The sequence below is a fragment of the Aeromonas sp. genome, from assembly GCF_051657805.1.
Taxonomy (GTDB): domain Bacteria; phylum Pseudomonadota; class Gammaproteobacteria; order Enterobacterales; family Aeromonadaceae; genus Aeromonas.
In genome coordinates this window covers 11,845-34,941 of record NZ_JBOFLJ010000061.1, presented here as the reverse complement: position 1 = coordinate 34,941, position 23,097 = coordinate 11,845, and the positions used below count along the sequence as shown (strand labels likewise).

At 61.6% G+C, this 23,097-nt stretch carries 19 protein-coding genes and 5 tRNA genes; 11 read left to right on the top strand and 13 right to left on the bottom strand.

Features of this window, described 5'->3' with window-relative positions; genetic code table 11:
• Positions 1 to 34 precede the first annotated feature (34 nt).
• The 8 genes from ACRCYW_RS18885 to ACRCYW_RS18850 all read left to right on the top strand — a co-directional run bounded on the left by ACRCYW_RS18885 (position 35) and on the right by ACRCYW_RS18850 (position 5,718).
• Entirely contained in the window at positions 35 to 550 is a 516-nt protein-coding gene (locus tag ACRCYW_RS18885; RefSeq protein WP_438551544.1) for a regulatory protein RecX, read from the top strand.
• Between the two features lie 334 nt (positions 551 to 884).
• Entirely contained in the window at positions 885 to 3,509 is a 2,625-nt protein-coding gene (gene alaS, locus ACRCYW_RS18880) for an alanine--tRNA ligase (protein ID WP_438551543.1), read from the top strand.
• A 16-nt stretch (positions 3,510 to 3,525) separates the two neighbouring features.
• Positions 3,526 to 4,773 carry an aspartate kinase gene (locus ACRCYW_RS18875; protein WP_438551542.1) on the top strand — a complete coding sequence of 416 codons (1,248 nt, stop codon included), beginning with the start codon at positions 3,526 to 3,528 and terminating at the stop codon, positions 4,771 to 4,773.
• Between the two features lie 92 nt (positions 4,774 to 4,865).
• Positions 4,866 to 5,054 (top strand): carbon storage regulator CsrA, encoded by a 189-nt coding sequence (gene csrA / locus ACRCYW_RS18870; RefSeq protein ID WP_005315760.1) that lies wholly within the window; start codon positions 4,866 to 4,868, stop codon positions 5,052 to 5,054.
• Positions 5,055 to 5,267: 213 nt separating this feature from the next.
• Positions 5,268 to 5,360: transfer RNA gene (locus ACRCYW_RS18865), tRNA-Ser, on the top strand.
• A 3-nt stretch (positions 5,361 to 5,363) separates the two neighbouring features.
• Positions 5,364 to 5,440: transfer RNA gene (locus ACRCYW_RS18860), tRNA-Arg, on the top strand.
• 98 nt (positions 5,441 to 5,538) lie between these two features.
• Positions 5,539 to 5,615: transfer RNA gene (locus ACRCYW_RS18855), tRNA-Arg, on the top strand.
• 26 nt (positions 5,616 to 5,641) lie between these two features.
• A tRNA-Arg gene (locus ACRCYW_RS18850) sits at positions 5,642 to 5,718 on the top strand.
• Positions 5,719 to 6,149: 431 nt separating this feature from the next.
• Here the strand turns inward: ACRCYW_RS18850 and pbpG are convergent.
• From pbpG to pepA, 6 genes are all read right to left on the bottom strand, one after another.
• Positions 6,150 to 6,977 carry a D-alanyl-D-alanine endopeptidase gene (pbpG, locus tag ACRCYW_RS18845; RefSeq protein ID WP_438551541.1) on the bottom strand — a complete coding sequence of 276 codons (828 nt, stop codon included), beginning with the start codon at positions 6,975 to 6,977 and terminating at the stop codon, positions 6,150 to 6,152.
• Between the two features lie 137 nt (positions 6,978 to 7,114).
• A complete protein-coding gene (locus ACRCYW_RS18840; RefSeq protein ID WP_438551540.1) occupies positions 7,115 to 7,780 on the bottom strand; it encodes a DedA family protein in 666 nt (221 codons plus the stop codon).
• An 18-nt stretch (positions 7,781 to 7,798) separates the two neighbouring features.
• Complete coding sequence (locus tag ACRCYW_RS18835) at positions 7,799 to 9,091, bottom strand: hemolysin family protein (protein ID WP_438551539.1); 1,293 nt, start codon at positions 9,089 to 9,091, stop codon at positions 7,799 to 7,801.
• A 276-nt stretch (positions 9,092 to 9,367) separates the two neighbouring features.
• On the bottom strand, positions 9,368 to 12,220 hold the full coding sequence (locus tag ACRCYW_RS18830; RefSeq protein ID WP_438551538.1) for a valine--tRNA ligase: 2,853 nt from the start codon (positions 12,218 to 12,220) through the stop codon (positions 9,368 to 9,370).
• A 62-nt stretch (positions 12,221 to 12,282) separates the two neighbouring features.
• Positions 12,283 to 12,735 carry a DNA polymerase III subunit chi gene (locus tag ACRCYW_RS18825; protein WP_438551537.1) on the bottom strand — a complete coding sequence of 151 codons (453 nt, stop codon included), beginning with the start codon at positions 12,733 to 12,735 and terminating at the stop codon, positions 12,283 to 12,285.
• 153 nt (positions 12,736 to 12,888) lie between these two features.
• Positions 12,889 to 14,400 carry a leucyl aminopeptidase gene (gene pepA, locus ACRCYW_RS18820; protein WP_438551536.1) on the bottom strand — a complete coding sequence of 504 codons (1,512 nt, stop codon included), beginning with the start codon at positions 14,398 to 14,400 and terminating at the stop codon, positions 12,889 to 12,891.
• Positions 14,401 to 14,572: 172 nt separating this feature from the next.
• Here pepA and lptF point away from each other — a divergent pair, with 172 nt between their 5' ends.
• Complete coding sequence (gene lptF / locus ACRCYW_RS18815) at positions 14,573 to 15,685, top strand: LPS export ABC transporter permease LptF (protein ID WP_438551535.1); 1,113 nt, start codon at positions 14,573 to 14,575, stop codon at positions 15,683 to 15,685.
• A gap of 25 nt (positions 15,686 to 15,710) precedes the next feature.
• A complete protein-coding gene (lptG, locus tag ACRCYW_RS18810; protein WP_438551534.1) occupies positions 15,711 to 16,781 on the top strand; it encodes an LPS export ABC transporter permease LptG in 1,071 nt (356 codons plus the stop codon).
• 209 nt (positions 16,782 to 16,990) lie between these two features.
• Here lptG and ACRCYW_RS18805 read toward each other — a convergent pair whose 3' ends face one another.
• Positions 16,991 to 17,509 carry an RDD family protein gene (locus ACRCYW_RS18805; RefSeq protein ID WP_438551533.1) on the bottom strand — a complete coding sequence of 173 codons (519 nt, stop codon included), beginning with the start codon at positions 17,507 to 17,509 and terminating at the stop codon, positions 16,991 to 16,993.
• A gap of 143 nt (positions 17,510 to 17,652) precedes the next feature.
• On the opposite strand from ACRCYW_RS18805, the gene ACRCYW_RS18800 reads away from it, so the two are divergent.
• A tRNA-Leu gene (locus ACRCYW_RS18800) sits at positions 17,653 to 17,737 on the top strand.
• A 257-nt stretch (positions 17,738 to 17,994) separates the two neighbouring features.
• Here ACRCYW_RS18800 and ACRCYW_RS18795 read toward each other — a convergent pair.
• The 6 genes from ACRCYW_RS18795 to ACRCYW_RS18770 all read right to left on the bottom strand — a co-directional run bounded on the left by ACRCYW_RS18795 (position 17,995) and on the right by ACRCYW_RS18770 (position 23,097).
• A complete protein-coding gene (locus tag ACRCYW_RS18795; protein WP_438551532.1) occupies positions 17,995 to 19,155 on the bottom strand; it encodes a phage late control D family protein in 1,161 nt (386 codons plus the stop codon).
• Positions 19,155 to 19,646, bottom strand: coding sequence for a phage tail protein (locus ACRCYW_RS18790; RefSeq protein ID WP_438551531.1), 492 nt, complete (start codon positions 19,644 to 19,646; stop codon positions 19,155 to 19,157). Before ACRCYW_RS18790 ends, ACRCYW_RS18795 begins: the two co-directional genes overlap by 1 nt.
• A gap of 12 nt (positions 19,647 to 19,658) precedes the next feature.
• Positions 19,659 to 22,094 carry a phage tail tape measure protein gene (locus ACRCYW_RS18785; RefSeq protein ID WP_438551530.1) on the bottom strand — a complete coding sequence of 812 codons (2,436 nt, stop codon included), beginning with the start codon at positions 22,092 to 22,094 and terminating at the stop codon, positions 19,659 to 19,661.
• Positions 22,091 to 22,222: a GpE family phage tail protein gene (locus ACRCYW_RS18780; protein ID WP_438551529.1), complete on the bottom strand. Its 132-nt coding sequence runs from the start codon at positions 22,220 to 22,222 to the stop codon at positions 22,091 to 22,093. The genes ACRCYW_RS18785 and ACRCYW_RS18780 overlap by 4 nt, the downstream gene beginning before the upstream one ends.
• Positions 22,223 to 22,230: 8 nt before the next feature.
• Positions 22,231 to 22,515 (bottom strand): phage tail assembly protein, encoded by a 285-nt coding sequence (locus tag ACRCYW_RS18775; RefSeq protein ID WP_438551528.1) that lies wholly within the window; start codon positions 22,513 to 22,515, stop codon positions 22,231 to 22,233.
• Positions 22,516 to 22,581: 66 nt separating this feature from the next.
• Positions 22,582 to 23,097, bottom strand: coding sequence for a phage major tail tube protein (locus tag ACRCYW_RS18770; RefSeq protein WP_438551527.1), 516 nt, complete (start codon positions 23,095 to 23,097; stop codon positions 22,582 to 22,584).

The window sequence follows — 23,097 nt, the reverse complement described above, 5'->3', positions numbered from 1 at the left end:
AAAGAGGCCGGGTTGATACCCGGCCTTCTCATTTATGGTCGGTGCATCCATGTCAGAACCCGTAGATCCCCCACTCCCCGAACTCTCGTTTGAGGAGCAGTTTGCCGCGGCTCGCGCCTTTGCCATGCGCAGTCTGGCGCGGCGGGAGAGCGCCGAGTCCGAGCTGGCGAACCGGCTGCGCAAGCAGGGCTTCGATGAGACCGTGGTGGAGGCCGTCCTCGACTACTGTCGCGGCCATCGCTGGGTCGATGACGAACGCTACGGTGCCATGGCGGTGCGGGCCGGTGCCGCCAAGGGGCACGGCCCCATCAAGATCCGCTTCGACCTGCGCCGCAAGGGGCTGGACGACGGCCAGATAGAGGCGGCGTTCGAGCAACCCGAGCTGGATTGGTTCGAACTGGCGGCCGAGCTGCTGCAGCGGCGCGCCAGGGTGGCCGATCTCGCGGACTTCAAGTTGCGCATGAAGTGGCTCAAAAACCTGCTGAGGCGGGGCTTCAATCAGGAGCAGGCCCGGTATGCCATCGCCCAGATGCAGGAGCAGGAAGAGTAGCCCCTGAGGGCGAGTCAGTGACGGCCTCTGGCTTGGTGCCTTGGCCGTCTCTCTATCACCAGCTATCGCCAGAGTGATCTGCCCAGCGCCCTTGCCGTCACAGGGCGCTCGCAATCCATATAGAGTCGCCGCCTGCAGCGGTTGTCGTGGCCTGCGACCGCGGTTTTTGCCCCCAATTTTCCTCTTTCTCGCCCCGCCATTCACGAGGGCCTGTCAGCATCCTTCCCGAACGGGGCTTTTTCACCCATCAGGGGCCGGCACGTTTTACTTTACCCCGCAGAAAACTTACATTATTGCGATTAAAAGTCCGTATCCGAATCAAGCAGGATTTTCCATGTATATGTCCACGTCAGAGTTACGCGCCGCGTTTCTCGAGTATTTCCGCTCCCAGGGGCATCAGGTTGTCTCCTCCAGCTCCCTGGTCCCCCACAACGACCCGACTCTGCTGTTCACCAACGCAGGGATGAACCAGTTCAAGGACGTGTTCCTTGGCGCAGACAAGCGTGCCTATCATCGTGCCACCACGGCCCAGCGCTGCGTACGGGCCGGCGGCAAGCACAATGACCTGGAAAACGTGGGCTATACCGCCCGTCACCACACCTTCTTCGAGATGCTGGGCAACTTCAGCTTCGGTGACTACTTCAAGCAGGACGCCATCCGTTTTGCCTGGGAATTCCTGACCGGTACCCTCAAGCTGCCCAAAGAGCGTCTGCTGGTGACCGTGTACGAGACGGACGACGAAGCATTCAACATCTGGGCCAACGAAATCGGCGTACCCACCGATCGCATCGTGCGCATCGGTGACAACAAGGGCGCGGCCTTTGCCTCCGATAACTTCTGGCAGATGGGTGACACCGGCCCCTGCGGCCCCTGCACCGAGATCTTCTACGACCACGGCGATCACATCCAGGGTGGCCCTCCCGGCTCCCCGGATGAGGACGGCGACCGCTTCATCGAGATCTGGAACGTGGTCTTCATGCAGTTCAACCGCCAGGCCGACGGCACCATGGAGCCGCTGCCCCGCCCGTCCGTGGATACCGGCATGGGCCTTGAGCGTATCTCCGCCATCCTGCAGGGGGTGCACTCCAACTACGAGATCGACATCTTCCAGGCGCTGATCAAGAAGGCCGCCGAGATCGTCGGCACCGAAGATCTGAGCAATCAATCCCTGCGCGTCATCGCCGACCACATCCGCTCCTGCGCCTTCCTGGTGGCTGACGGTGTCATGCCCTCCAACGAAGGCCGTGGCTATGTGCTGCGCCGCATCATTCGCCGTGCCGTGCGTCACGGTCGCAAGCTGGGCGCCACCGAGGTGTTCTTCTACAAGCTGGCCGCCGAACTGGCGGTGCAGATGAAGGACGTGGCCGCCGAGCTCATCGCCCAGCTGCCCCTGGTGGAGCGCGTGCTGCGCATCGAGGAAGAGCAGTTCGTCCGCACCTTGGACCGTGGTCTGCTGCTGCTGGAAGACGTGCTGGCCAACTTGGGGGATGCCAAGGTGATCCCGGGCGAGGTGGTGTTCAAGCTGTATGACACTTACGGCTTCCCGGCCGATCTGACCGCAGACGTGGTGCGCGAGCGCGAGATCGGCATCGACGAGGAAGGCTTCCACGTCGAGATGGCCAAGCAGCGTGCCCGTGCCAAAGAGGCCTCCAGCTTCGGCGTAAACTACAACGATGTCTTGAAACTCGACTTCGAGACACCATTTACCGGTTACAAGCAGCTCAGCGAAAAAACCACTGTCGTCGGCATCTACAAGGATGGCGTCGAGGTGAATGGCCTGATCGCCGGCGAAGAGGCTGTGGTGGTGCTGGCAGAGACCCCCTTCTACGCCGAGTCCGGCGGTCAGGTGGGTGACAGCGGTGTGCTCAAGGTGGACGACGGCATCTTCGCCGTGACAGATACCCAGAAGGCGGGCAAGGCCATCATCCACAAGGGCTACCTGGAACTGGGTACCCTGGAGAAGGGCGCCGAGGTGGAAGCCGAGGTCGATGGGGAACGCCGTCAGGCCGTGGCCCTGAACCACTCGGTCACTCACCTGTTGCACGCAGCCCTGCGCCAGGCGCTGGGGGATCACGTGACCCAGAAGGGTTCTCTGGTGGGGGCCGAGCGCATGCGCTTCGACTTCTCTCACTTCGAAGGCCTGACCATGGCGACCATTCGCCGCATCGAGGAGCTGGTCAACGCCCAGATCCGCGCGAACCACGACGTCACTACCCAGGTCATGGATCTGGAGGAGGCCAAGTCCGCCGGCGCCATGGCGCTGTTTGGCGAGAAGTACGAAGACGACGTGCGCGTGGTGCGCATGGGTGACTACTCCACCGAGCTGTGTGGCGGTACCCACGCCAAGCGCACCGGTGATATCGGCTTCTTCAAGATCATCGCCGAGAGCGGCATCGCCGCCGGGGTGCGTCGCATCGAGGCGGTGACCGGCAAGGGTGCCATCGACTTCATGCACCAGCTGGGTGAGCAGATCGAAGAGGCGGCCGCTCTGGTGAAGGGGGATCAGTTCTCCATCGCCGACAAGGTACGCCAGCTGATGGACAAGGCCAAGCTGATGGAGCGCGAGCTGGAACAGCTCAAGGCCAAGCTGGCGGCCCAGGCGGGCAGCGACCTGCTGAGCCAGGTGATCGAGATCAACGGCCAGAAGGTGCTGGTTGCGGCCCTGGACGGCGCGGATCCCAAGTCCCTGCGCGGCATGCTGGACGAGCTGAAGAACAAGATGAAATCCGGTGTCGTGCTGCTGGCGACCAGCAGCGATGACAAGGTCAATCTGATCGCCGGTGTCACCAACGATCTGATCGCCAAGGTGAAGGCCGGCGAGCTGGTCAACCTGGTGGCCCAGCAGGTGGGTGGCAAGGGCGGTGGTCGTCCCGACATGGCGCAGGCGGGGGGTACCCAGCCCGAGGCCGTGCCGGCGGCACTGCAATCCGTACACTCCTGGCTGGAAGAGCGCCTGTAAACGGGCGAGGTGATCTGTGGCACTCTATGTACAGAAGTACGGCGGCACCTCGGTCGGCACGCTGGAACGAATAGCGGCTGTCGCCGAACGGGTGGCCCTGACCCGCGCCCAGGGACATGATGTGGTGGTGGTCGTCTCCGCCATGTCGGGTGAGACCAACCGGTTGCTGGGCATGGCCCAGCAGCTGGATCCGGATGCCAACCGGCGCGAGATGGACGTGCTGGTCTCCACCGGTGAGCAGGTCACCATAGCGTTGCTGGCCATCGCATTGAACCAACGGGGTTGCCCCGCGGTCTCAATGACCGGTGATCAGGTGCGCATTCACACCGATTCCGCCTATGGCAAGGCGCGTATCACCCACATCGATACCGAGCAGGTGCAGGCCGCACTGGGTGAGGGCAAGGTGGTGGTGATCGCCGGTTTCCAGGGGCGTGATGAGCATAATGCCATCACCACCCTGGGCCGGGGTGGGTCGGATACCACTGCGGTGGCGGTGGCGGCGGCCATCAAGGCCGATGAATGCCAGATCTTTACCGATGTGGATGGGGTCTATACCACGGATCCGCGCATCGAGCCCAAGGCCAGACGCCTCTCTACCATCACCTTCGAGGAGATGCTGGAGATGGCTAGTCTGGGGGCCAAGGTGCTACAGATCCGTTCGGTGGAATTCGCGGGCAAGTACCGCGTACCGCTGCGGGTGCTGTCGAGTTTCGTCGACGGAGAGGGAACCTTAATCACATATGGAGATGAGAGGATGGAAGCACCCCTGGTTTCCGGCATTGCGTTCAACCGCAACGAGGCGAGCCTGACCATTCTGGGTGTGCCGGACAGACCCACGGTGGCGGCGCAGATCCTGAATCCGATCAGCGATGCCAACATAGATGTCGACATGATAGTGCAGAACACCCTGGGGGATGGCACCGCCGACTTCACCTTCACGGTGAATCGCGATGACTACCGTCGGGCCCGTGCCCTGCTGGAGCAGACCGCCACCGAACTGGGGGCTGCCTGCGTACAGGGCAACGGGGAGATCGCCAAGGTCTCCATCGTCGGGGTCGGCATGTGGAATCACCCGGGCGTCGCGCGCACCATGTTCAAGGTATTGGGTGAGGAGGGGATCAACATGCAGCTGATCTCCACCTCTGAAATCAAGATATCCGTGGTGATTGACGAGAAGTACCTGGAGCTGGCGGTGCGCTCGTTGCACGCCGCATTCGGGTTGGATCAAGAGCCCCATGAGCAGCCCTTGGGCAACAATCCCTGATTGATTTAGTTTCAACCATTTACCATATCGGTATCTTTGTAAGATAATGGCCATATCGATATAAATACAAAACAGGATACAGGAGCAAGCGAATGCTTATTTTGACTCGTCGAGTAGGGGAAACCCTGATGATCGGTGACGAAGTGACCGTGACCGTACTGGGTGTGAAAGGCAATCAGGTACGTATCGGTGTGAACGCACCGAAAGAGGTCTCCGTGCACCGCGAAGAGATCTACATGCGGATACAGGCCGAGAAAGTGCCGGGTCAACCGAACTTCTAAGCCGCATCCCCAAGCTGCTATAAGGCGACATATCATGTGTCGCCTTTTGTTTTTCCGGGCTTTGCAAACGGCTTGCAGGGCGCGAAAGTCGTGGGTAAGTGCCCATATTGCTTGAATATTCCACTCTTTGGCCAAATGCTGAGCGAACGCTCTGTTTTCTCCAAAAAAGTGTTTGACTAAAAATCCCTGTGAAGTATTATCAGCCCCGCAAACGGAGAGGTGGCCGAGAGGCTGAAGGCGCTCCCCTGCTAAGGGAGTATGCGGCTTATACCCGCATCGGGGGTTCGAATCCCCCCTTCTCCGCCATTTGCGCCCGTAGCTCAGCTGGATAGAGTACCTGGCTACGAACCAGGTGGTCAGAGGTTCGAATCCTCTCGGGCGCACCATATTAGACTCACGATGAGTCATGTATCGACCTTCAGCACGTCGGTACGCTATAAAAGGCTTACTGTTGAGTAAGCTTTTTTTATCGCTTTAAATCAGGGCGCCCGTAGCTCAGCTGGATAGAGTACCTGGCTACGAACCAGGTGGTCAGAGGTTCGAATCCTCTCGGGCGCACCATTTAAAGTGAAATCAATGATTTATGAGCGCCCGTAGCTCAGCTGGATAGAGTACCTGGCTACGAACCAGGTGGTCAGAGGTTCGAATCCTCTCGGGCGCACCATATAGACAGCCCCGACTCAGGTCGGGGCTGTTTTTTTATGTGTCAAAATTCTCCCCCTGGCATGCAGCTATCTGCCTGCTCGTCCCTATTTTCCTCCGCTCTGCGAGCAGCGCTGCCGTCTGGTCACGATCTCCCGGTGTTTCCCATGCCGCCTAAGACGCCCACCACAGCGCTGAGCGCATTCTCACTGCCCACGCCCCCCATGCCGTCCCCATCCCCTGATCGCGACCCAGACAGGCTGGGGAGGCCTGTGCGCCCCGCCTCCCGTACGCTGGCAGGGTCTGTCATGCCTCAAGGTAGGTTTGGACAGGGGCCGAGTGTACTTCATCTCTTGACCCTCCCATCATCTGTGCGGGTCTGGATGGTCGATGAGGGCGTCCGCGCAATAAAAAAGGATGCCTTGGCATCCTTTTTTACGTTTCAGCGTCCGCTCAGCTCTTGAGCCACTTGCGAATGCGGTTCGCATCGCCGATGGGGGTGCGCTTGCCCACCGAGTTGAGCAGCACTATGGCCAGCTCCTGGCGATCCGGCTTGGCGCGCATCAGCAGGCAGCGGCCCGCCTCGTCGGTGTAGCCGGTCTTGGAGAGGCGCACGTCCCAGTCCGGGTTCTTCACCAGGGGGTTGGTGTTGTTGAACATCAGGCTGTAGGAGGGGTTGGAGAAGCGCATCTCCATGCTGTCGTTCTGGGTGAACTGGCGGATCAGCGGCTGGCGATAGGCCACCGAGATGAGTTTGGCCAGATCCTGGGCGGTGGAGACGTTGCGGGTCGACAGGCCGGTGGAGTCATAGTAGCGGGTGTTGCGCATGCCAAGCTGCCTGGCCTTGTTGTTCATGGCCCGCACGAAGGCGGCGCGGCCACCGGGATAGTGGCGGGCGAGCGCCGAGGCCATGCGATTTTCGGAGGACATCAGGGCCAGGTGCAGGGCATCCCGGCGGCTCACCTTGGTGCCGAAGCGCACCCGGGAGTAGGTGTGCTTGAGGTTGTCCCTGTCGTTATGATCCACCGTCAGGGTCTGGCTCAGGTTCTGCTTGGCATCCAGCACCACCAGGGCCGTCATCAGCTTGGTGAGGGAGGCGATGGGGCGCACCTGAGTGGGGTTCTTCTGGTAGAGGGTCTTGCCCGTGTTGACGTCCATCACCAGGGCGCTGCCCGATTTCAGTTGCAGCTTGGCCGGGTTGGGGGCCGCCATGGCTGCGGGCAGCCCCAGCATGCCCATCAGGCCACACACCAGCGCGATTGCGCGAATCCGACACCCCATACAACGACTCCATCCACGGCGAAAAAAAGGCGCTAGATTCACTCATTTTTGCCCTTGCTTTACAAGAGCGCGAGGGGGGAATTCGTTATTTATTTCCATAAAAAAGGGCCGCCCTCTGGCGACCCCTTTTCGTAGCCTCACGGCTTGGAGACGGTGGCCTTGCGTTTGCTCCACCAGCGCCAGACCAGGGCGATCAGGCCGCCGACCAGCAGCACCAGCGGCAGGCAGAGGATGATGCTGAGGAACTGGGACTCGTACTGCGCGGCCAGCTTGGTGTGGCTCAGGTAGTAGCCCAGGCCCACCAGGGGGCAGATCCACATGATGGAGCTGATGAGGTTCACCACCAGGAAGCGGCCCTGGGGGATCTCGTTGGCCCCGACGATGTAGGGGTAGGCGGTGCGCACGAAGGCGATGTAGCGGGCGGTGATCAGGGTGATGATGCCGTACTTGTTCAGCAGGTAGTAGACCTTCTCCTTGTGCCGCTCTTCCAGATGAGACATCAGCCTGTGGTACATCTGGGTATGGCCGAGGAAGCGCCCCTGCATGTAGCCGAGCCAGGTACCGACGAAGGTGGCCAGGATCAGCAGCGGGATCACCGCGAGCGGTAGTACCCCCTGATAGATCAGCACGCCGGTCAGGATCAGCAGGGTATCCCCTGGCAGGAAGGCGGTCGGGATGAAGCCATTCTCCAGCACCAGGAAGGTCAGCAGGACGACATAGACCATGAAGACCATCTTGGGATCGGACAGGGCCGCCAGATCCTGATTAATGAAGGCGTGAGCCAGGTGGTAAAACTGCTCCATACAAGCAAACTCCGCAGGTTAGCTGGGTTGGTCGGTCAGCGGCATGGCGAGCACCTTGTCGATGCGCAGGCCGTCCATATCCACGATTTCCAGTTGCCACTGCTCCAGGGTGACGATGTCTCCGGTCTGGGGCAGGCGGCCAAGGAGCAGCATGATAAGCCCTCCGAGGGTGTGATAGTGATGTTTTTCTTCTTCCGGCAGGCGAACCAGCTCCAGACAGTCCTTCAATTCGGGCAGGGGGATGAGGCCATCCAGCAGCCAGCTGCCGTCCGCGCGCTGGAAGGCCCAGTTGTCTTCGGCCCCCTCCTGCTGGAAGTCTCCGGCCAGGGTCTCCAGCAGATCCTGCTGGGTCACCAGCCCCTGCAGCTCCCCGTATTCGTCCACCACCAGCACCATGTGCTCCGAGTGGGTTCTGAAATGGTTGAGCAGTTCCAGGCCGTTGAGGGTCTCCGGCAGCAGGCTGCCGTCCTGGGTCAGGGCCGCCAGATCGATGGGTTCCCCCTTGATGTAGGCGTGCAGCACCCGGCTGACGTTGAGGATGCCCACCAGATCCGACAGGCTGCCGTCGCAGACCGGGAAGAAGCCGTGGCGATACTCCACCAGACGCTGCAGGTTGACCTCCAGCGGCAGGGAGAGGTCGATGTAGCGGATGTCGCTGCGGGGCACCATGAGGGAGGCCAGGCTGCGTTCGTCAAGGCGGAACACGTTGCGCAGCATAGTGTGCTCGTGGTCTTCGATGATGCCGGCCTCGGAGCCCTCCACCAGCATGGCGTGGATCTCCTCCTGGGTGACGTTGTTGCTGTTGCTCTGATCCACCCGTAGTAAGCGCAGGCTGGCATGGGTGGAGGCGGAGAGCAGCCAGACGAAGGGACGGGTCAGGGTCGCCAGCCACAGCATGGGGCGGGCCACCAGGCAGGCGATGCGCTCGGCGCTGAGCTGACCGAGACGCTTGGGCACCAGTTCCCCCACCACGATGGAGAGATAGGTCACCAGCACCACGACGACGACGGTGGAGATCAGGCTGCTGCTCTTGGGGGAGAGCCCCCACTCCTGCAGCCAGAGCGCGAACGGCTGGGCCAGCAGGGATTCTCCGTAGATACCGTTGAGCAGGCCTATGCTGGTGATGCCGATCTGGACGGCAGAGAGGAAATGGGTCGGATTCTCCCCCAGTTTGAGGGCGATGGCGGCGGAGCGGCTCCCCTCGCTGGCCATTTTGCCAAGGCGCGCCTTGCGGGCGGTGACGATGGCGATTTCCGACATGGCGAAGACGCCATTGAGCAAAATCAATCCAAGCAGGATCAATATTTCCATACTGCGACAGCACTCCTGATAGAAAAGGTCGCTGGCAGTGTAATGAATTTGCGGGCGATACGCTTGTGAAAGCAGGGGATCCGGCTCGTGAATTTTTGAATTTCATGCGTGGCATGGGCAGAAGAGAGGGGGGATCGGCTCGGCCCAGCCGTGCTGGGGCAGGGGCTGGAGACGAGAATAGAAGCAGGTGTGGAGGCGGACCAACTCGGCGCAGGGGAGGGTGGTAAATAAAAAAGCCCCCGCAAGGCGGGGGCTTTTGGCTGGTGATGGCGTCGCTTAGAGGGCGGCGATCTCGGCCTGCTGGGCTTCCAGCTTGACCAGCTGGAGGCGGTAGTCTTCCAGCTTCTCGCGCTCCTTGGCGATGACGGCATCCGGCGCCTTGGCCACGAAGGCCTCGTTGCCGAGCTTGCCTTCGATGCGGGCGCACTCGCCGGTGAGCTTGGCGAGCTCTTTCGCCAGACGGGCCAGCTCGGCCTCCTTGTCGATGAGGCCCGCCATGGGGATCATCAACTCGGTGGCGCCGATCAGCTTCTTCACCGACAGGGGGGCGGCTTCACCTTCGCCCAGCACGCGGATGGACTCCAGACGGGCCAGAGACTTCAGGAAGGCCTCGTTGTCCGCGGCACGGCCGGCATCCTTGGCGTCGCACTTGAGCAGCACGTTCAGCCCCACGCTCGGCGCCACGTTCATCTCGGCACGGATGTTGCGGATGCCGACGATGAATTCCTTCACCCACTCCTGATCCGCCATGGCGGTTTCGTCCAGCTTGGCGCCGTCGAACTCCGGGAAGGCCTGCAGCATGATGGTATCGGCATGCACGCCGGCCAGCGGGGCCACCGACTTCCAGATGGTCTCTGTGATGAAGGGGATGATGGGGTGCGCGAGGCGCAGCAGGGTTTCCAGCACGTTCACCAGGGTGTGGCGGGTGGCGCGCTGCTCAGGCGCAGAGCCCTTGCCCAGCACCGGCTTGGTCAGCTCCAGATACCAGTCGCAGAACTGGTTCCAGATAAACTCGTACAGCACGCCGGCGGCCATGTCGAAGCGATAGGTGTCGAGGGCGGTGCGGAAGTCGCGGATGGCGACCTGCAGCTGGGACTGGATCCAGCGATCCGCCAGGCTGAACTGCATCTCGCCGCCGTTCAGGCCGCAATCCTGCTCTTCGGTGTTCATCAGCACGTAGCGGGAGGCGTTCCACAGCTTGTTGCAGAAGTTGTTGTAGCCATCCAGGCGCTTCATGTCCCAGTTGATGTCACGACCGGTAGAGGCCAGCGCCGCCAGGGTGAAGCGCAGGGCGTCGGTACCGTGGGCGTCGATCCCTTCCGGGAACTGCTTGGCGGTACGCTTGGCGATCTTCTCGGCCATCTGCGGCTGCATCATGTTGCCGGTGCGCTTCTCAAGCAGGTCCGGCAGGGAGATGCCATCGATCATGTCGAGGGGATCCAGCACGTTGCCCTTGGACTTGGACATCTTCTGGCCCTCTTCATCCCGGATGAGGCCGGTGATGTAGACGGTCTTGAACGGTACCTGCGGAGTGCCATCTTCGTTTTTGATGAAGTGCATGGTCATCATGATCATCCGGGCGATCCAGAAGAAGATGATGTCGAAGCCGCTCATCAGCACGTCGGTGGGGTGGAAGGTCTTGAGCGCCTCTGTGTTGTTCGGCCAGCCCAGGGTGGAGAAGGTCCACAGGGCGGAGCTGAACCAGGTGTCCAGCACGTCTTCGTCCTGACGCAGCACGGTCACGGACGGGATATTGTGCTTGGCGCGCACCTCGGCCTCGTCGCGGCCGACATAGACCTTGCCGGCCTCGTCATACCAGGCCGGGATGCGGTGACCCCACCACAGCTGACGGGAGACACACCAGTCCTGAATGTCGCGCATCCAGGAGAAGTACATGTTCTCGTATTGCTTGGGCACGAACTGGATGCGGCCATCTTCCACCGCCTCGATGGCGGTCTTGGCCATGGGGGCCACACGCACATACCACTGGTCGGTCAGCATGGGCTCGATGGGCACGCCGCCACGATCGCCGTAGGGCTGTTGCAGCACGTGATCCTTGGTCTCGGCCAGCAAGCCCAGCTCGTCCAGCTTGGCCAGGATGGCCTTGCGGGCGGCGAAGCGCTCAAGCCCCGCGAACTCGCTCGGCAGGGCCGCATCGTAGGCGGTGCTCGGGTTGCCGTTGGTGTCGACCACTTCGGCCTCGGCGCGCACGTGGGCGTCCAGGGTGAAGATGTTGATCATCGGCAGGTTGTGGCGCTTGCCCACTTCGTTGTCGTTGAAGTCGTGGGCCGGGGTGATCTTCACGCAGCCGGTGCCCTTCTCCATGTCGGCGTGCTCGTCGGCGACGATGGGGATCAGACGGTTGGTCAGCGGCAGCAGGATGTGCTGGCCGATCAGTGCCTTGTAGCGCGGATCTTCCGGGTTCACGGCGACGGCGGTGTCACCCAGCATGGTCTCCGGGCGGGTGGTGGCGACGATCAGGTGATCCTGACCCTCGGCGGTCTTGGCGCCGTTCGCCAGCGGGTAACGCAGGTGCCACATGTGGCCCTTGATCTCGCGGTTCTCCACTTCCAGATCGGATATGGCGGTGTTGAGCTTGGGATCCCAGTTCACCAGGCGCTTGCCACGGTACATCAGGCCATCTTCGTACAGGCGCACGAACACTTCCTGCACGGCTTCGGAGAGGCCCGGATCCATGGTGAAGCGCTCGCGCTCCCAGTCCACGGAGTCGCCGAGGCGGCGCATCTGGCGGGTGATGGTGCCACCGGACTCTTCCTTCCACTGCCAGATCTTGTCGATGAAGGCGTCGCGGCCGTAGTCGTGACGGGTCTTGCCCTCTTCGGCGGCGATCTTGCGCTCCACCACCATCTGGGTGGCGATACCGGCGTGGTCACAGCCCGCCTGCCACAGGGTGTTCTTGCCCTGCATGCGGTTGTAGCGGATCAAGGTGTCCATCAGGGTCTGCTGGAAGGCGTGGCCCATGTGCAGGCTGCCGGTGACGTTCGGCGGCGGGATCATGATGCAGAAGGAGTCTTTGCTGGTGTCACCGTGGGGCTTGAAGTAACCCTGGGATTCCCAGTGCTGGTAGAGCGCCTGTTCGATGGCGTTGTGATTGAAGGTCTTTTCCATGGTCTCGCCGTATTCTGGATGGATGCTGGTGTGAATGGATTCGGGATACGCGGGGGCGGCCGTCAGGGCTGCGCCGGATCCGGTGCGGCAGCGGGCTGATCCCTCATCTCGAGGGTGTGCCCCGCCTGGCGATACTGCTTGTAGCGCTCGCGGGCTTGCTGCTTCTGCGTTTCCTCAGTGGGGACAAAATCTACCACTTGAGCGAAGTGTCCTGCAAACAAAGGTGTCTGCTCGGTCAGGTTGATGAGGCGGGCGTAGCGCCGCTTCGGCGGCTGATGGCCTATCTCCACCGGCGCCTGGCCGGTTTCCCCCTGCAGCTGATGGGGCACGAAGCGATCCGGCGGCAACTGCCAGAGCAGTTCGTCGAGGCGCTGTGCTTGGGCGTCATCGGCGCAGAACAGGTAGAGATGGCCCGAACTCCAGCTGTCGGCTGCCAGCTGACAGGCGAGGCGCTCACAGGCGCTGCCGCGTTCGTCATCCTGTTTGTTCATCAGATAAAAGGTCACTTGGCTCATCAGGTCAGTCCCGTTTGGCTGTGACGGACAGCGATTGGCCGTCTTCTGGGGCGCCGTGCGGTGCGCGGTTTCCCAATGTTCTCAATGAAACAAGGAAGAGGCGAGCCTCTTCCTTGTGATACCACTCTCCTGACGGGGCGTAGAAGAGAAGGTTTATTCCTTGTCTTCGACGTCCGCCACACCGGCTCGATTGAGCAGGAACTGGGTCAGCAGGGGCACGGGGCGACCGGTGGAGCCCTTCTCCTTGCCGCTCTTCCAGGCGGTCCCGGCGATATCCAGGTGGGCCCAGTTGTACTTCTTGGTGAAGCGCGACAGGAAGGCGGCGGCCGTGATGGTGCCGGCCGGACGACCACCGATGTTGGCCATGTCGGCGAACGGACTCTCCAGCTGCTCCTGATACTCCTCGAACAGGGGCAGGCGCCAGGCGCGATCGCCGGCCTGCTCGGAGGCGTTCAGCAGTTCGTGGGCCAAGGGGTTGTGGTTCGCCAGCAGCCCGGAGGTGTGGTGACCTAGGGCTATGATGCAGGCGCCGGTCAGGGTGGCCACGTCGATGACGGTCTCGGGATCGTAGCGGTCCACGTAGGTGAGGGCATCGCACAGCACCAGGCGACCCTCTGCGTCGGTGTTGAGCACCTCGACGGTTTGGCCTGACATGGTGGTGAGGATGTCACCGGGACGATAGGCGTTGCCACCCGGCATGTTCTCGCAGCCCGCCAGCACGCCGATGACGTTGATGGGTAGCTGCAACTGGGCCAGGGCGTGCATGGTGCCGAGCACGGAGGCGGCGCCACCCATGTCGTACTTCATCTCGTCCATGCCCTCGGCCGGCTTGATGGAGATGCCGCCGGAGTCGAAGGTCAGACCCTTGCCCACCAGGACCACGGGCTTGGCGTCGCCGTTGCCCTTGTACTCGATGATGGCCATCATGGCTTCATTCTCGGAGCCGCGGGCCACCGCCAGGTAGGAGTTCATGCCGAGCTCGGCCATCTCCTGCTCGCCGATCACCTTGGTGGTGATGTTGTCATAGGCATCCGCCAGACGACGGGCCTGGGAGGCCAGGTAGGCCGGGTTGCAGACGTTGGGCGGCATGTTCGCCACGTCGCGGCAGACGCGCACCCCTTTCGCCACGGCCAGGCCGTGGGTGATGGCGCGCTCGCCTATGGTCAATTCCCGACGTGTCGGCACGTTGAACACCAGCTTGCGCAGGGGACGACGGGGCTCGGCCTTGTTGGTCTTGAACTGATCGAAGCTGTAGAGGCCCGCCTTGGTGGTTTCCACCGCCTGACGCACCTTCCAGTAGGTGTCACGACCCTTGACGTGCAGCTCGGTCAGGAAGCAGACGGCTTCCATGGACCCGGTCTCGTTCAGGGTGGTGATGGTCTTGTTGATGATCTGCTTGTACTGGCGTTCGTCGAGTTCCCGCTCCTTGCCACAACCCACCAGCAGCACGCGCTCGCTGAGCACGCCCGGTACTTGATGCAGCAACAGCATCTGGCCTGGTTTGCCTTCCAGATCGCCGCGGCGCAGCAGCGAGCTGAGGTAGCCGTCGCTGATCTTGTCCAGTTGTTCGGCAACCGGAGAGAGGCGACGGGGTTCAAACACGCCGACCACGACGCAGGCACTGCGTTGCTTCTCAGGACTGCCACTCTTTACACTGAACTCCATGGAATCTCCTACATCCTAAAGACAAAAGGCACCAATTATTGAATAATGCGGTGCTTGTTGGGGTATCAGAGGCGGAGCGAACAGCCACAGGCTCCGCAGTTCAAACTGGTAAAAATCCAATATAGGGCCCTATTTTTCAGGCATTCGACTAAAAACACAAGTTTACTTGGGAATGACTGTGATCGTTTTCCGATATTTGTTCAGGGAAACCCTGAAAACCCAGCTGGCGGTGTTATTCGTCCTGCTGCTTATCTTCGTCAGCCAGCAATTTATCCAGATCATCGGCGATGCCGCCGATGGCGAGGTGCCGACGCGCCTGGTCTCCACCCTGCTGCTGCTCAACCTGCCGAACATGGCGCTGTTGATGCTGCCCATCAGCCTGTTTTTAGCCATTTTGTTTGCTCACGGTCGCCTGTATGCCGAAAGCGAGATGACGGTGATGCATGCGGTGGGCTTCAGCCACCGCTTCGTGATGCGCAGCGCCCTGGTGCTGGCCCTGTTGACCGCCGCCGTGGCGGCCTTCAACACGGGTTGGGTCGCCCCCCAGGCCAAGGAGCGCGAATACCAGGTGATCGACGAATTCAAGGCGGATCCCGGCATATCCTTCCTGCAGGCGGGCCGCTTCATGGAGCTCGACAAGGGCCGGCTGGTCGCCTACATCCAGGACCTCAATGACAAGGGTTCAGAGCTGCAGAAGATCTTCGTGCTGCAGCGGGCCGAAGGGACCTCCCCTCCTTCCGTGGTGGTGGCCAGCGAAGGCCATGTGACCGCCGACAGCAACGGCCTGCAGTGGTTGACCCTGATCGACGGCTCCCGCTACGAGGGGCAGTTCACCGGCAAGAAATTCCAGGTCTCCGAGTTCAGCGAGTACAGCCTGGTGATCCGCCAGCAGGAGATGGAGCGCTCCAACCGCAAGGCGGCGGCCAAGCCGACCATGGAACTGCTCGGCACCCAGGACAATCAGCTGATGGCCGAGTTGCAGTGGCGCCTGTCGCTGCCGCTCTCCATCCTGGTGCTTACCTTCCTGGTGGTGCCCCTGGCCCGGGTCAACCCGCGTCAGGGTCGTTACGCCAAGCTGCTGCCGGCCATCCTGCTCTATCTCTCCTACTTCCTGTTGCTCAGTGCCGCCCGCTCGGCCATCGACAGCGGTCGTCTGCCCCATTGGCCCGGCATGTTCCTGGTGCCCCTGGCCTATCTGCTGTTCATCGGTCTGCCTTTGAACCTGCAGGGGACCAGCTGGTGGAACGGGGTGAAAGGCCACTTTTTCAAAGGCAAATCAGCATGATGCTGCAACATAGGAATTACTGCTGATGTTTGGCATTCTCGATAGATACATCGGCCGGGTCATCTTCATGTCGATCCTGCTGTGCGAGCTGACCCTGGTCGGGCTGGCGGCGCTCATCAAGTATGTGGAGCAGCTCAAGGCGGTCGGGGAGGGCAACTATGACATGATCAACGCCCTCTATTTCGTGGTGCTCTCCATGCCGAAAGAGGCGGTGCTCTTCTTCCCGCTGGCGGCCCTGCTCGGCGGCCTCATCGGCCTCGGCCAGCTGGCGACCACCTCGGAACTGGTGGTGATGCAGGCGGCGGGCCGCTCCAAGATCAGCATCGTCATGGCGGCCCTCAAGACGGCGATCCCCCTGATGCTGCTGGTGGGGCTGATGGGGGAGTATGTGGCCCCCGTCGCCAAGCGGATGGCGGATGATATCAAGGCGGGCGCCATGTCCGAAGGCCGGCTGACGGTCTCGGCCTACGGGGTCTGGGCCCGGGATGGCAACAACTTCGTCAACATCAACGGGGTGCGCAACGACGGTGCCCTGACCGGCATCACCCTGTACCGGTTCACCCCGTCCCGCAACCTCATCGACGTGATCCAGGCGCAGGAGGGGGTGTTCGAGCAGCATCACTGGCTGCTCAAGGGGGTGCACATCACCCGCTTCGACGATCCCAAACAGATCCAGGACGAGCAGCACGCCCAGATGGAGTGGAGCTCTGAACTGACTCCCAAGCAGCTCGGGGTGGTCAGCGTGGATCCGGAAAACCTGCCCATCTCCGGGCTGAGGGACTACATCGGCTATCTGGATGCGAACAAGCAGGATGCCGGCCGCTACAAGCTGGAGATGTGGCGCAAGCTGCTGTCGCCGCTCTCCGTGGTGGCCATGATACTGCTCGCTTCCTCCTTCATCTTCGGGCCCCTGCGCTCGGTGAGCATGGGGGCGCGGATGCTGATGGGGATCATGACCGGCTTTGCCGTCTATGTGAGCGATCGGGTGTTCGGCCCGGTGAGCCTGGTCTATGCGGTGCCGCCTATCCTGGCGGCCATCGCCCCCAGCCTGCTGTTTGGCGGTATCTCCTTCTATATCCTGAGCCGCAAGCAGTAGCGATATGAGGCGGGGGCGATGCCTCCCCTCATCCTGCCCCGCAAGCGGCGAGCACTGAATGGAAATCGAAAGGATCCGACGGGTCCTTTTTTTATTGGGCGTTGCGACAAGTGGCGCTGGCGCCTCAGACGAGAAAAAGGGCCCGATGGGCCCTTTTTTTCTGTATGTGCATGGACTGCTTGCCGCCTCGGCTCTTTAAACCGGCTGCCTTATTTGTTCAGCTGATCCAGGTTGTCCTGCTTGCCGAGTACCACCACCTCGCACTCTGCCCAGATGTCCTGGAAGGCGCGGGGCCGCTCGCGGTTGAAGACGCACAACAGGTTGCCGAGCCCGAAGGCAGCTGTGCCGAGCCGGATCAGGGCCTGGGTGATGCGGATGTTGCTGCCATCCACGTTCTGGATGCGCAGGCGCCAGGCGCGCATGCCGATGGTCTGGCCGGCGCGGGTCCAGAACCAGGTGTAGAAGCCGCAGATCACCAGGGCCAGCCAGGCGCTGTAGAGCGGGCTGGTGAGCAGCCAGGACGCATCCTTGCCCTCGGGCACGGTCGCCATGCCGGTGGCCAGCAACAGGTGTGCCACCCCCATGCCGATGAAGCCCGCGATGATGAGCAGGGAGATGACCACCAGATAGTCATAGAGCAGGGCGCCGAGGCGGCGCAGCAAGCCGGCCGAGGGGTACTTGTGCTGGGGGGGAGGCTGGAGAGGGGGAACTGTCTTGCGCTTGGCCATGGTGTTTATTCCATTAATACGATGGGGGCATTCTATGTAACTGGCCAAGCGTCGGCAAGGCGTTGAATAAATGAGCAAACAACAGTGGGCGAGAGAAAAACACCTTGCATGCCAAAACGCCATTCGTATAATCCCTCGCAGTTGCCCGGGTGGCGAAATCGGTAGACGCAGCGGATTCAAAATCCGCCGTTGCAAGACGTGTCGGTTCGAGTCCGACCCCGGGCACCATTTAGAATTCAATGACTTAAGGCCACCCAAGCGGGTGGCCTTAAGTTTTTCTGGTCCCAAGTGGCGGCAAAATGGCGGCAGAAATTTAAGCCGGATAAGCCACTCTCTTGTTTTTGGTGCTGATAGCACCCTCTTGTATGATGCCGCTCTGCCTGATGGCGCACTTCATGCGGCGCCTTTCCCTGGCCATGTCTCGGTGCGTTGTCAGTCAGAATGAGGAAGGCCCCACATTGTGGGGCCTTTTTCGCATCCGGTTGTCACTCCGGTAGTTCTTCCAGTTTCACTTCGAGTTGCAGGCGGTTGGTGTAGCCCTGATCGGTGAGGTCGTGTACCACCTGGGTAAGTAGCCAGTCGGCCTCGTCGATTTGTGGTTTGAAGCCCCTGACCGTGGTTGGTTGTTCCGGGTAGAGCTCTGGCCGGCCCTTGGCCAGGGTGATGTCAAACTCGGCAACCCCGCGCTGGATCCGTTCCCACTCTGCCCTGGCCGCCCGCATGGCGTTGGCCTGGTTGGCGTAGACGTGGCGCAGCTCCTTGACGTTCTCGCTGCTGCCGACCAGCAGCTCGTTCTCTTTCTTGTTGACCACGACGCCTGGTGGCACTGGCCGTTCTGTTTTCGGCTTGGTCTTTCTCTTGCGCTTCACCTCGACTTTCTTTTTCTCTGCGGCCTTGTTGTCTTGCCAGTAGGCCGTCACGCCGGTGTAGGCGTCGCGGTCTGCCACTGAGAAACGGTGCTGATCGCCATCTTGGCGGGTGATGGTGATGGCCGGCAGCGGCTGGCCGCTGGCGGTGGTGCCCTGGCCTGCCTTGATGAACATCAGGCGGCCAGATTTGACGGTGGCGATGGCATCGCACTGGCCCGCCAGGCGGGTGAGAAAGGCCAGATCACTTTCGTTGGCCTGGTCGATGTGGTCGATCAGTTGCCCCTTGAGCGAGTCACCCACGCAGGGGGTGAGCTGGTAGTTGGCGGCCACCTGCTCGACAATGCTGCTGACGGTGGTCTGGTGCCAGCTGCGCTCGCGCAGTTTGTTCATGCCCCCGCGTAGATCAGCCGACTTGCCCCGGATGGTGAGTACATCCGGGGCGCCGCCGTGTTCCACCTCGTCAATGTTGAAGGTGCCTTTATCGACCAGTGAGCCGCCTTGCCAGCCGATGCTGGCTTGCAGGGTGGCCCCACGGCGCGGCATGGCCAGCTTGCCGTCGCTGTCATCGAGGGCGATCTCGATGGTATCGGCAGAAAAGCCCCGGTTATCGGTAATGGTCATGTGCATCAGGCGCTGGCGCAGGGTTCCCGAGATGTCAGAACCATCGACCCGCACCTGATAGGCAGGCGCCGGATGCTGCTGGCGCAGGGCATCCAGCTGGCTGGTGATACCAAGGTTTTCAGCCAAGCGGGTACCGAACTGGTCGAATGCCCCCATCAGAGCAGCCCCCCGAGTTTGCCGCCCACCGTGTTCAGCAGCTTGCCAACGCCCAATCGACCGAGCAGGTTGCCCGCGGTGCGACCGAACAAGGTATTGCCGAGGGAGTTGTCGTTGTCATCGACACGCTTGAGCTTGATGCTGAACTCGATTTTTCGGGCGCTGCCATCCTGAAAGAACTCGCTGCGGGTGGTACTGATCCCCTCTATCACGAACGAACCGCGCATCACGCCATCGCCCTGGATCAGGGGGAAGGCTTGGCCGCTGTCGCCCATGCTATTGAGCATGTCGAGGGAGACTGGCCCACCGGTGAGCTCTGGATAGAGCACACCGCTTAGGGTGCTGAGCTCGTCATCAGGCCCGAGGTACTGATATGAGGGGCGGGCGCCGATCCGGTTATTGCCCGGGTGGCGCCATGATTTTTCGTCTTGTTGGGATTGGGGGGCCACAGTCGAGCGCATAAACACGAACCAGCCCAGGGTCATCATCATGGTGGTTGCTCCTTAGTTGCGGTCGGTCAGGGAAGCACGGCCACTTGCGGCCGCCTGGCGTTCGCGTCGGTCCAGTTCGCGGCGCACCTCTTGCGCCACATCGGTGGCTGACTGTCCCGGCTGCTGGGTGATATAGATCGGGGCTTGGATCTGGGTGGTGCTGTTGCCTCTGGCCACTGGTCGCACCGGGGTGACGATGCGCGGGCCATAGCCCGACCCGCCCGCCGTGGCCGGGGGGTTGTAGTTACCGGTGAGGTAGCCTGACGGATTGACATTGGCGGTGACCGAGCCGCCCCCCTTCATCCAGTCCGGCAGCAGGTCGGTGAGGGCCTTGATCTTGTTCTTCAAGCTCTCCCACTTGGCACTGATGCCACCAATCAGGCCGTCGATGATAGCCTTACCCTTGTTGGCGGCCCCTGCTGGCAGGGTATCGAAGAAGGCCCAGATCTCGTTCCAGTGCATGATCAGCATGCCGATGGGGGTCCATGAGAAGAGCTCCTTTAACAGATCCCAGAAGGCGAGAGCAGGGGCCTTGCACTGTGCCCAGAGTTCGCTGAACCACTTGGTGACCCCATCCCAATTTTTGTAGAGCAGGAAGGCCCCGGCAGCGATTGCCGCAATCCCCATGATGAACCAGCCGAGCGGGGTGGTGAGCATGGCAATCCCGAGCCTGACCATGCCCATGGTCAGCGCCTTGATGAAGGTCAGCAGCGGGCCGCTATAAACCAGCAGGGTTGAAAGCCCCATTTTGATGGCGGCCAGCGGCCCCAGCAGACCCGCCACAATCAGCAGCAGTGACCCGCCAGCGGCAGCCGCTACGGCGGTGACCGCCGCGATACGGGTCAGGGTAGAGGTCAGCTCTGGGTTGGCCCGCATCCAGTCGCCAGTGACCTGAATGATCTCGGTGACGCGCTGGATAATGCCGCGCAGTGGGCCGTTCTCGGTCTCCATCATCTGGATTCCTACGTCATCCCAGGCAGAGGTGAGGTTGTCCAGATCGCCGATGGCGTTATCGGCCATCACTTTGGCGACCTTGCCCGCTTCCCCCTGAGTTTGCTTCAACGTGGCGATCAGCTCCTGCAGTTTGCCGGAACCTGCCTGTTCGGTCAGCACGGTCAGGGCGGCAAATGCCTCTTCGCCCGCGATGGCCTTGAAGTAGCCCGAGCGGGTGGCGTCCCCCATCTTGTTGGTTTTCTTGTAGAGCTCGTCCAGGATATCCGGCAACGAGCGCAGGTTGCCCGCCGCATCGGCGGTCTTGACGTTGAGGGCGGCCAGCGCATCGTGCGCCGCCTTGGGCGGGGAGGCCAAGCGGCCGAGAATGGCGCGGATCGCGGTACCGCCCATGCTGCCCTGAATACCCGCATCCCCCAGCTTGCCTGCCATGGCGGAGGCGGTTTCAAGGTCGACCCCGAGCCCTGCCGCCACCGGCCCCACGTATTTCATGGTTTCACCCAGCATCTGCAAGTCGACGTTGGCTCGGGTGAAGGTGCCGACCATCACATCCCCCAAGCGGTTCATCTGGTTGGCCGGCAGCTTGAAGCCGGTCAGGATGTTGGATCCGATATCGGCAGCGGCGGCAATCTCGACGCCGCCCGCTTTGGCGATATCGAGCACCCCTGGCATGGCGTCACGGATCGCCTTGGGGGTGAAACCTGCCATGGCCAGAAAGCCCTGGCCCTGCGCCGCTTCACCCGCAGTAAAGGCGGTATTGGCGCCGAGTTCTCGTGCCTGGGCCCGCAGGGCGGCCAGTTCGCCGCTTCCTTTGTCCAGCCGGGTGATCGCCTGCACCTTGGACATATCGACATCAAAGCCCATCGCCTTGCCTGCAATATTGGTCCCCTTGTAGATGGCGGCGGCCCCGGTGGCCATACTGGCAGCGCCATAGCCCGCCATAGAACTGCGCATCGACATGGTTTTGTCGTAGTTGGCTTTGATCTGGTTAAGGCGCTTTTGCTGGTCGGCCAGCTGGCCCAGCTTGGCCCGCTGCTGGTCGAGCTGGCTGTTGGCTGCGGCCAGATCGCTCTTGAGCTGGCGCTGGTGCTGGCCCAGCTGTTTGGTGTTGATGCCTGCCTCGCCCATGGCCCGTTTCAGGCTGCTGTGACGGGCGACCATTTCCCTCTCTTGTTGGGAGAGGTCGCGTACTTTCTGCTTGGCTTGCTCCATGGCGCGGGTCATGGCCTTGGTTGGTTGTTCGACCTTGGCGAACTGCTGGGCCATCTGCTGGGCTTCGCGCTGGGCAGCGGTTAGCTGGGCGCGGGTTGCACCGATTTGCTGGCCGAGGGTGCGATAGCCATCAATCTGGCTGCTCTGGGCTTCCAGCTCCTTGATGCGCTTTTTCGTTTCGACCAGGTCTTTGGCGGTGATACGGCTCTGGCCGCTGGCTGCCTTGAGTGGGGCGGTGAGCTTGTCGACCGCCCCGAGCAGGATTTGAAGTTTGAGAGGGTTCATTGTTCTGTTGCCCCGTTGATGCGGTTGTGAGTCTCAACGAGGTTTTGGTGCCAGCCCATCAGCTCGCTGATTCCCATGACCGCCATCTCGGACGGCGGCCAGTGGGCGATGATGGCCAGATCGGCCATCACCTCGTCTACGCAATGAGGTAGGCCATTTTCTTCGGTACCAAAAAAGCGCTTACCTCGCTGCCCAGCTGCATCAGGTCAGCAGGGTCCAGGTTGCCAATCTCGGCTTCGGTCAAGATGGGAGTGGTGATGCGGGGCAGCAGTTTGGTGAGGGCGTTGACGTCCATCTGCACTACATCGGTCATATTGAGGCCGCGCATTTCGCCCGCCTTGGGCTTGCGCAGCTGGATCTCGGTGATGGTGGTGTCGCCGCGCTGGATGGCTTGGTCGAGGGTAACGGTCTTGTTTTCCATGGTGTTTGTTCCTGACGTTGATGTGGTGAGGGCGGCGGTTCGCCACCCATTGGGTTGTTGGGTGGGTTAGAGGCCGATGGCTTTGCGGTGCTCGGCCATCAGGTCGACGCCATCGACTATCCAGACCATGTTGAGCAGGTCGATTTCGACCAGGTCGAGGCCGTTCATGGTCTCTTTGTAGTAGGTGTTGACCATGCTGACTTTGCTCTGGGAGTTGTCGCCACTCTTGAGGGTGCCCCGGTCGAGCTCTTTGAAGCGGCCGCGCTGGACGATTTCGACAGCAACCACCTCACTGGTGTCGTCGCGCTGGACTGAGCCGGCAAAGCGGAGGGAGACCCCGTCAATCTTCGGCGTTCCCATACGCTTGACCAGATCGGCCTCAAGGCCGCCGAAGGTGAAGGAGGTGTCGAGGGCGCCATCTTCCAGCCCCATGTGGATGTTGGCGGCGCCTATCATGCCGCCGCCACGGTAGGCTTCGAATTTCTGGCTCAATTTGGGCGGGGTGAAGTCTTCGGCGACGCCGAGCCAGTTGCCGCCATCGAGAAACACGTTCAGGTGCTTGAGTTTTTTAGGCAGTGCCAT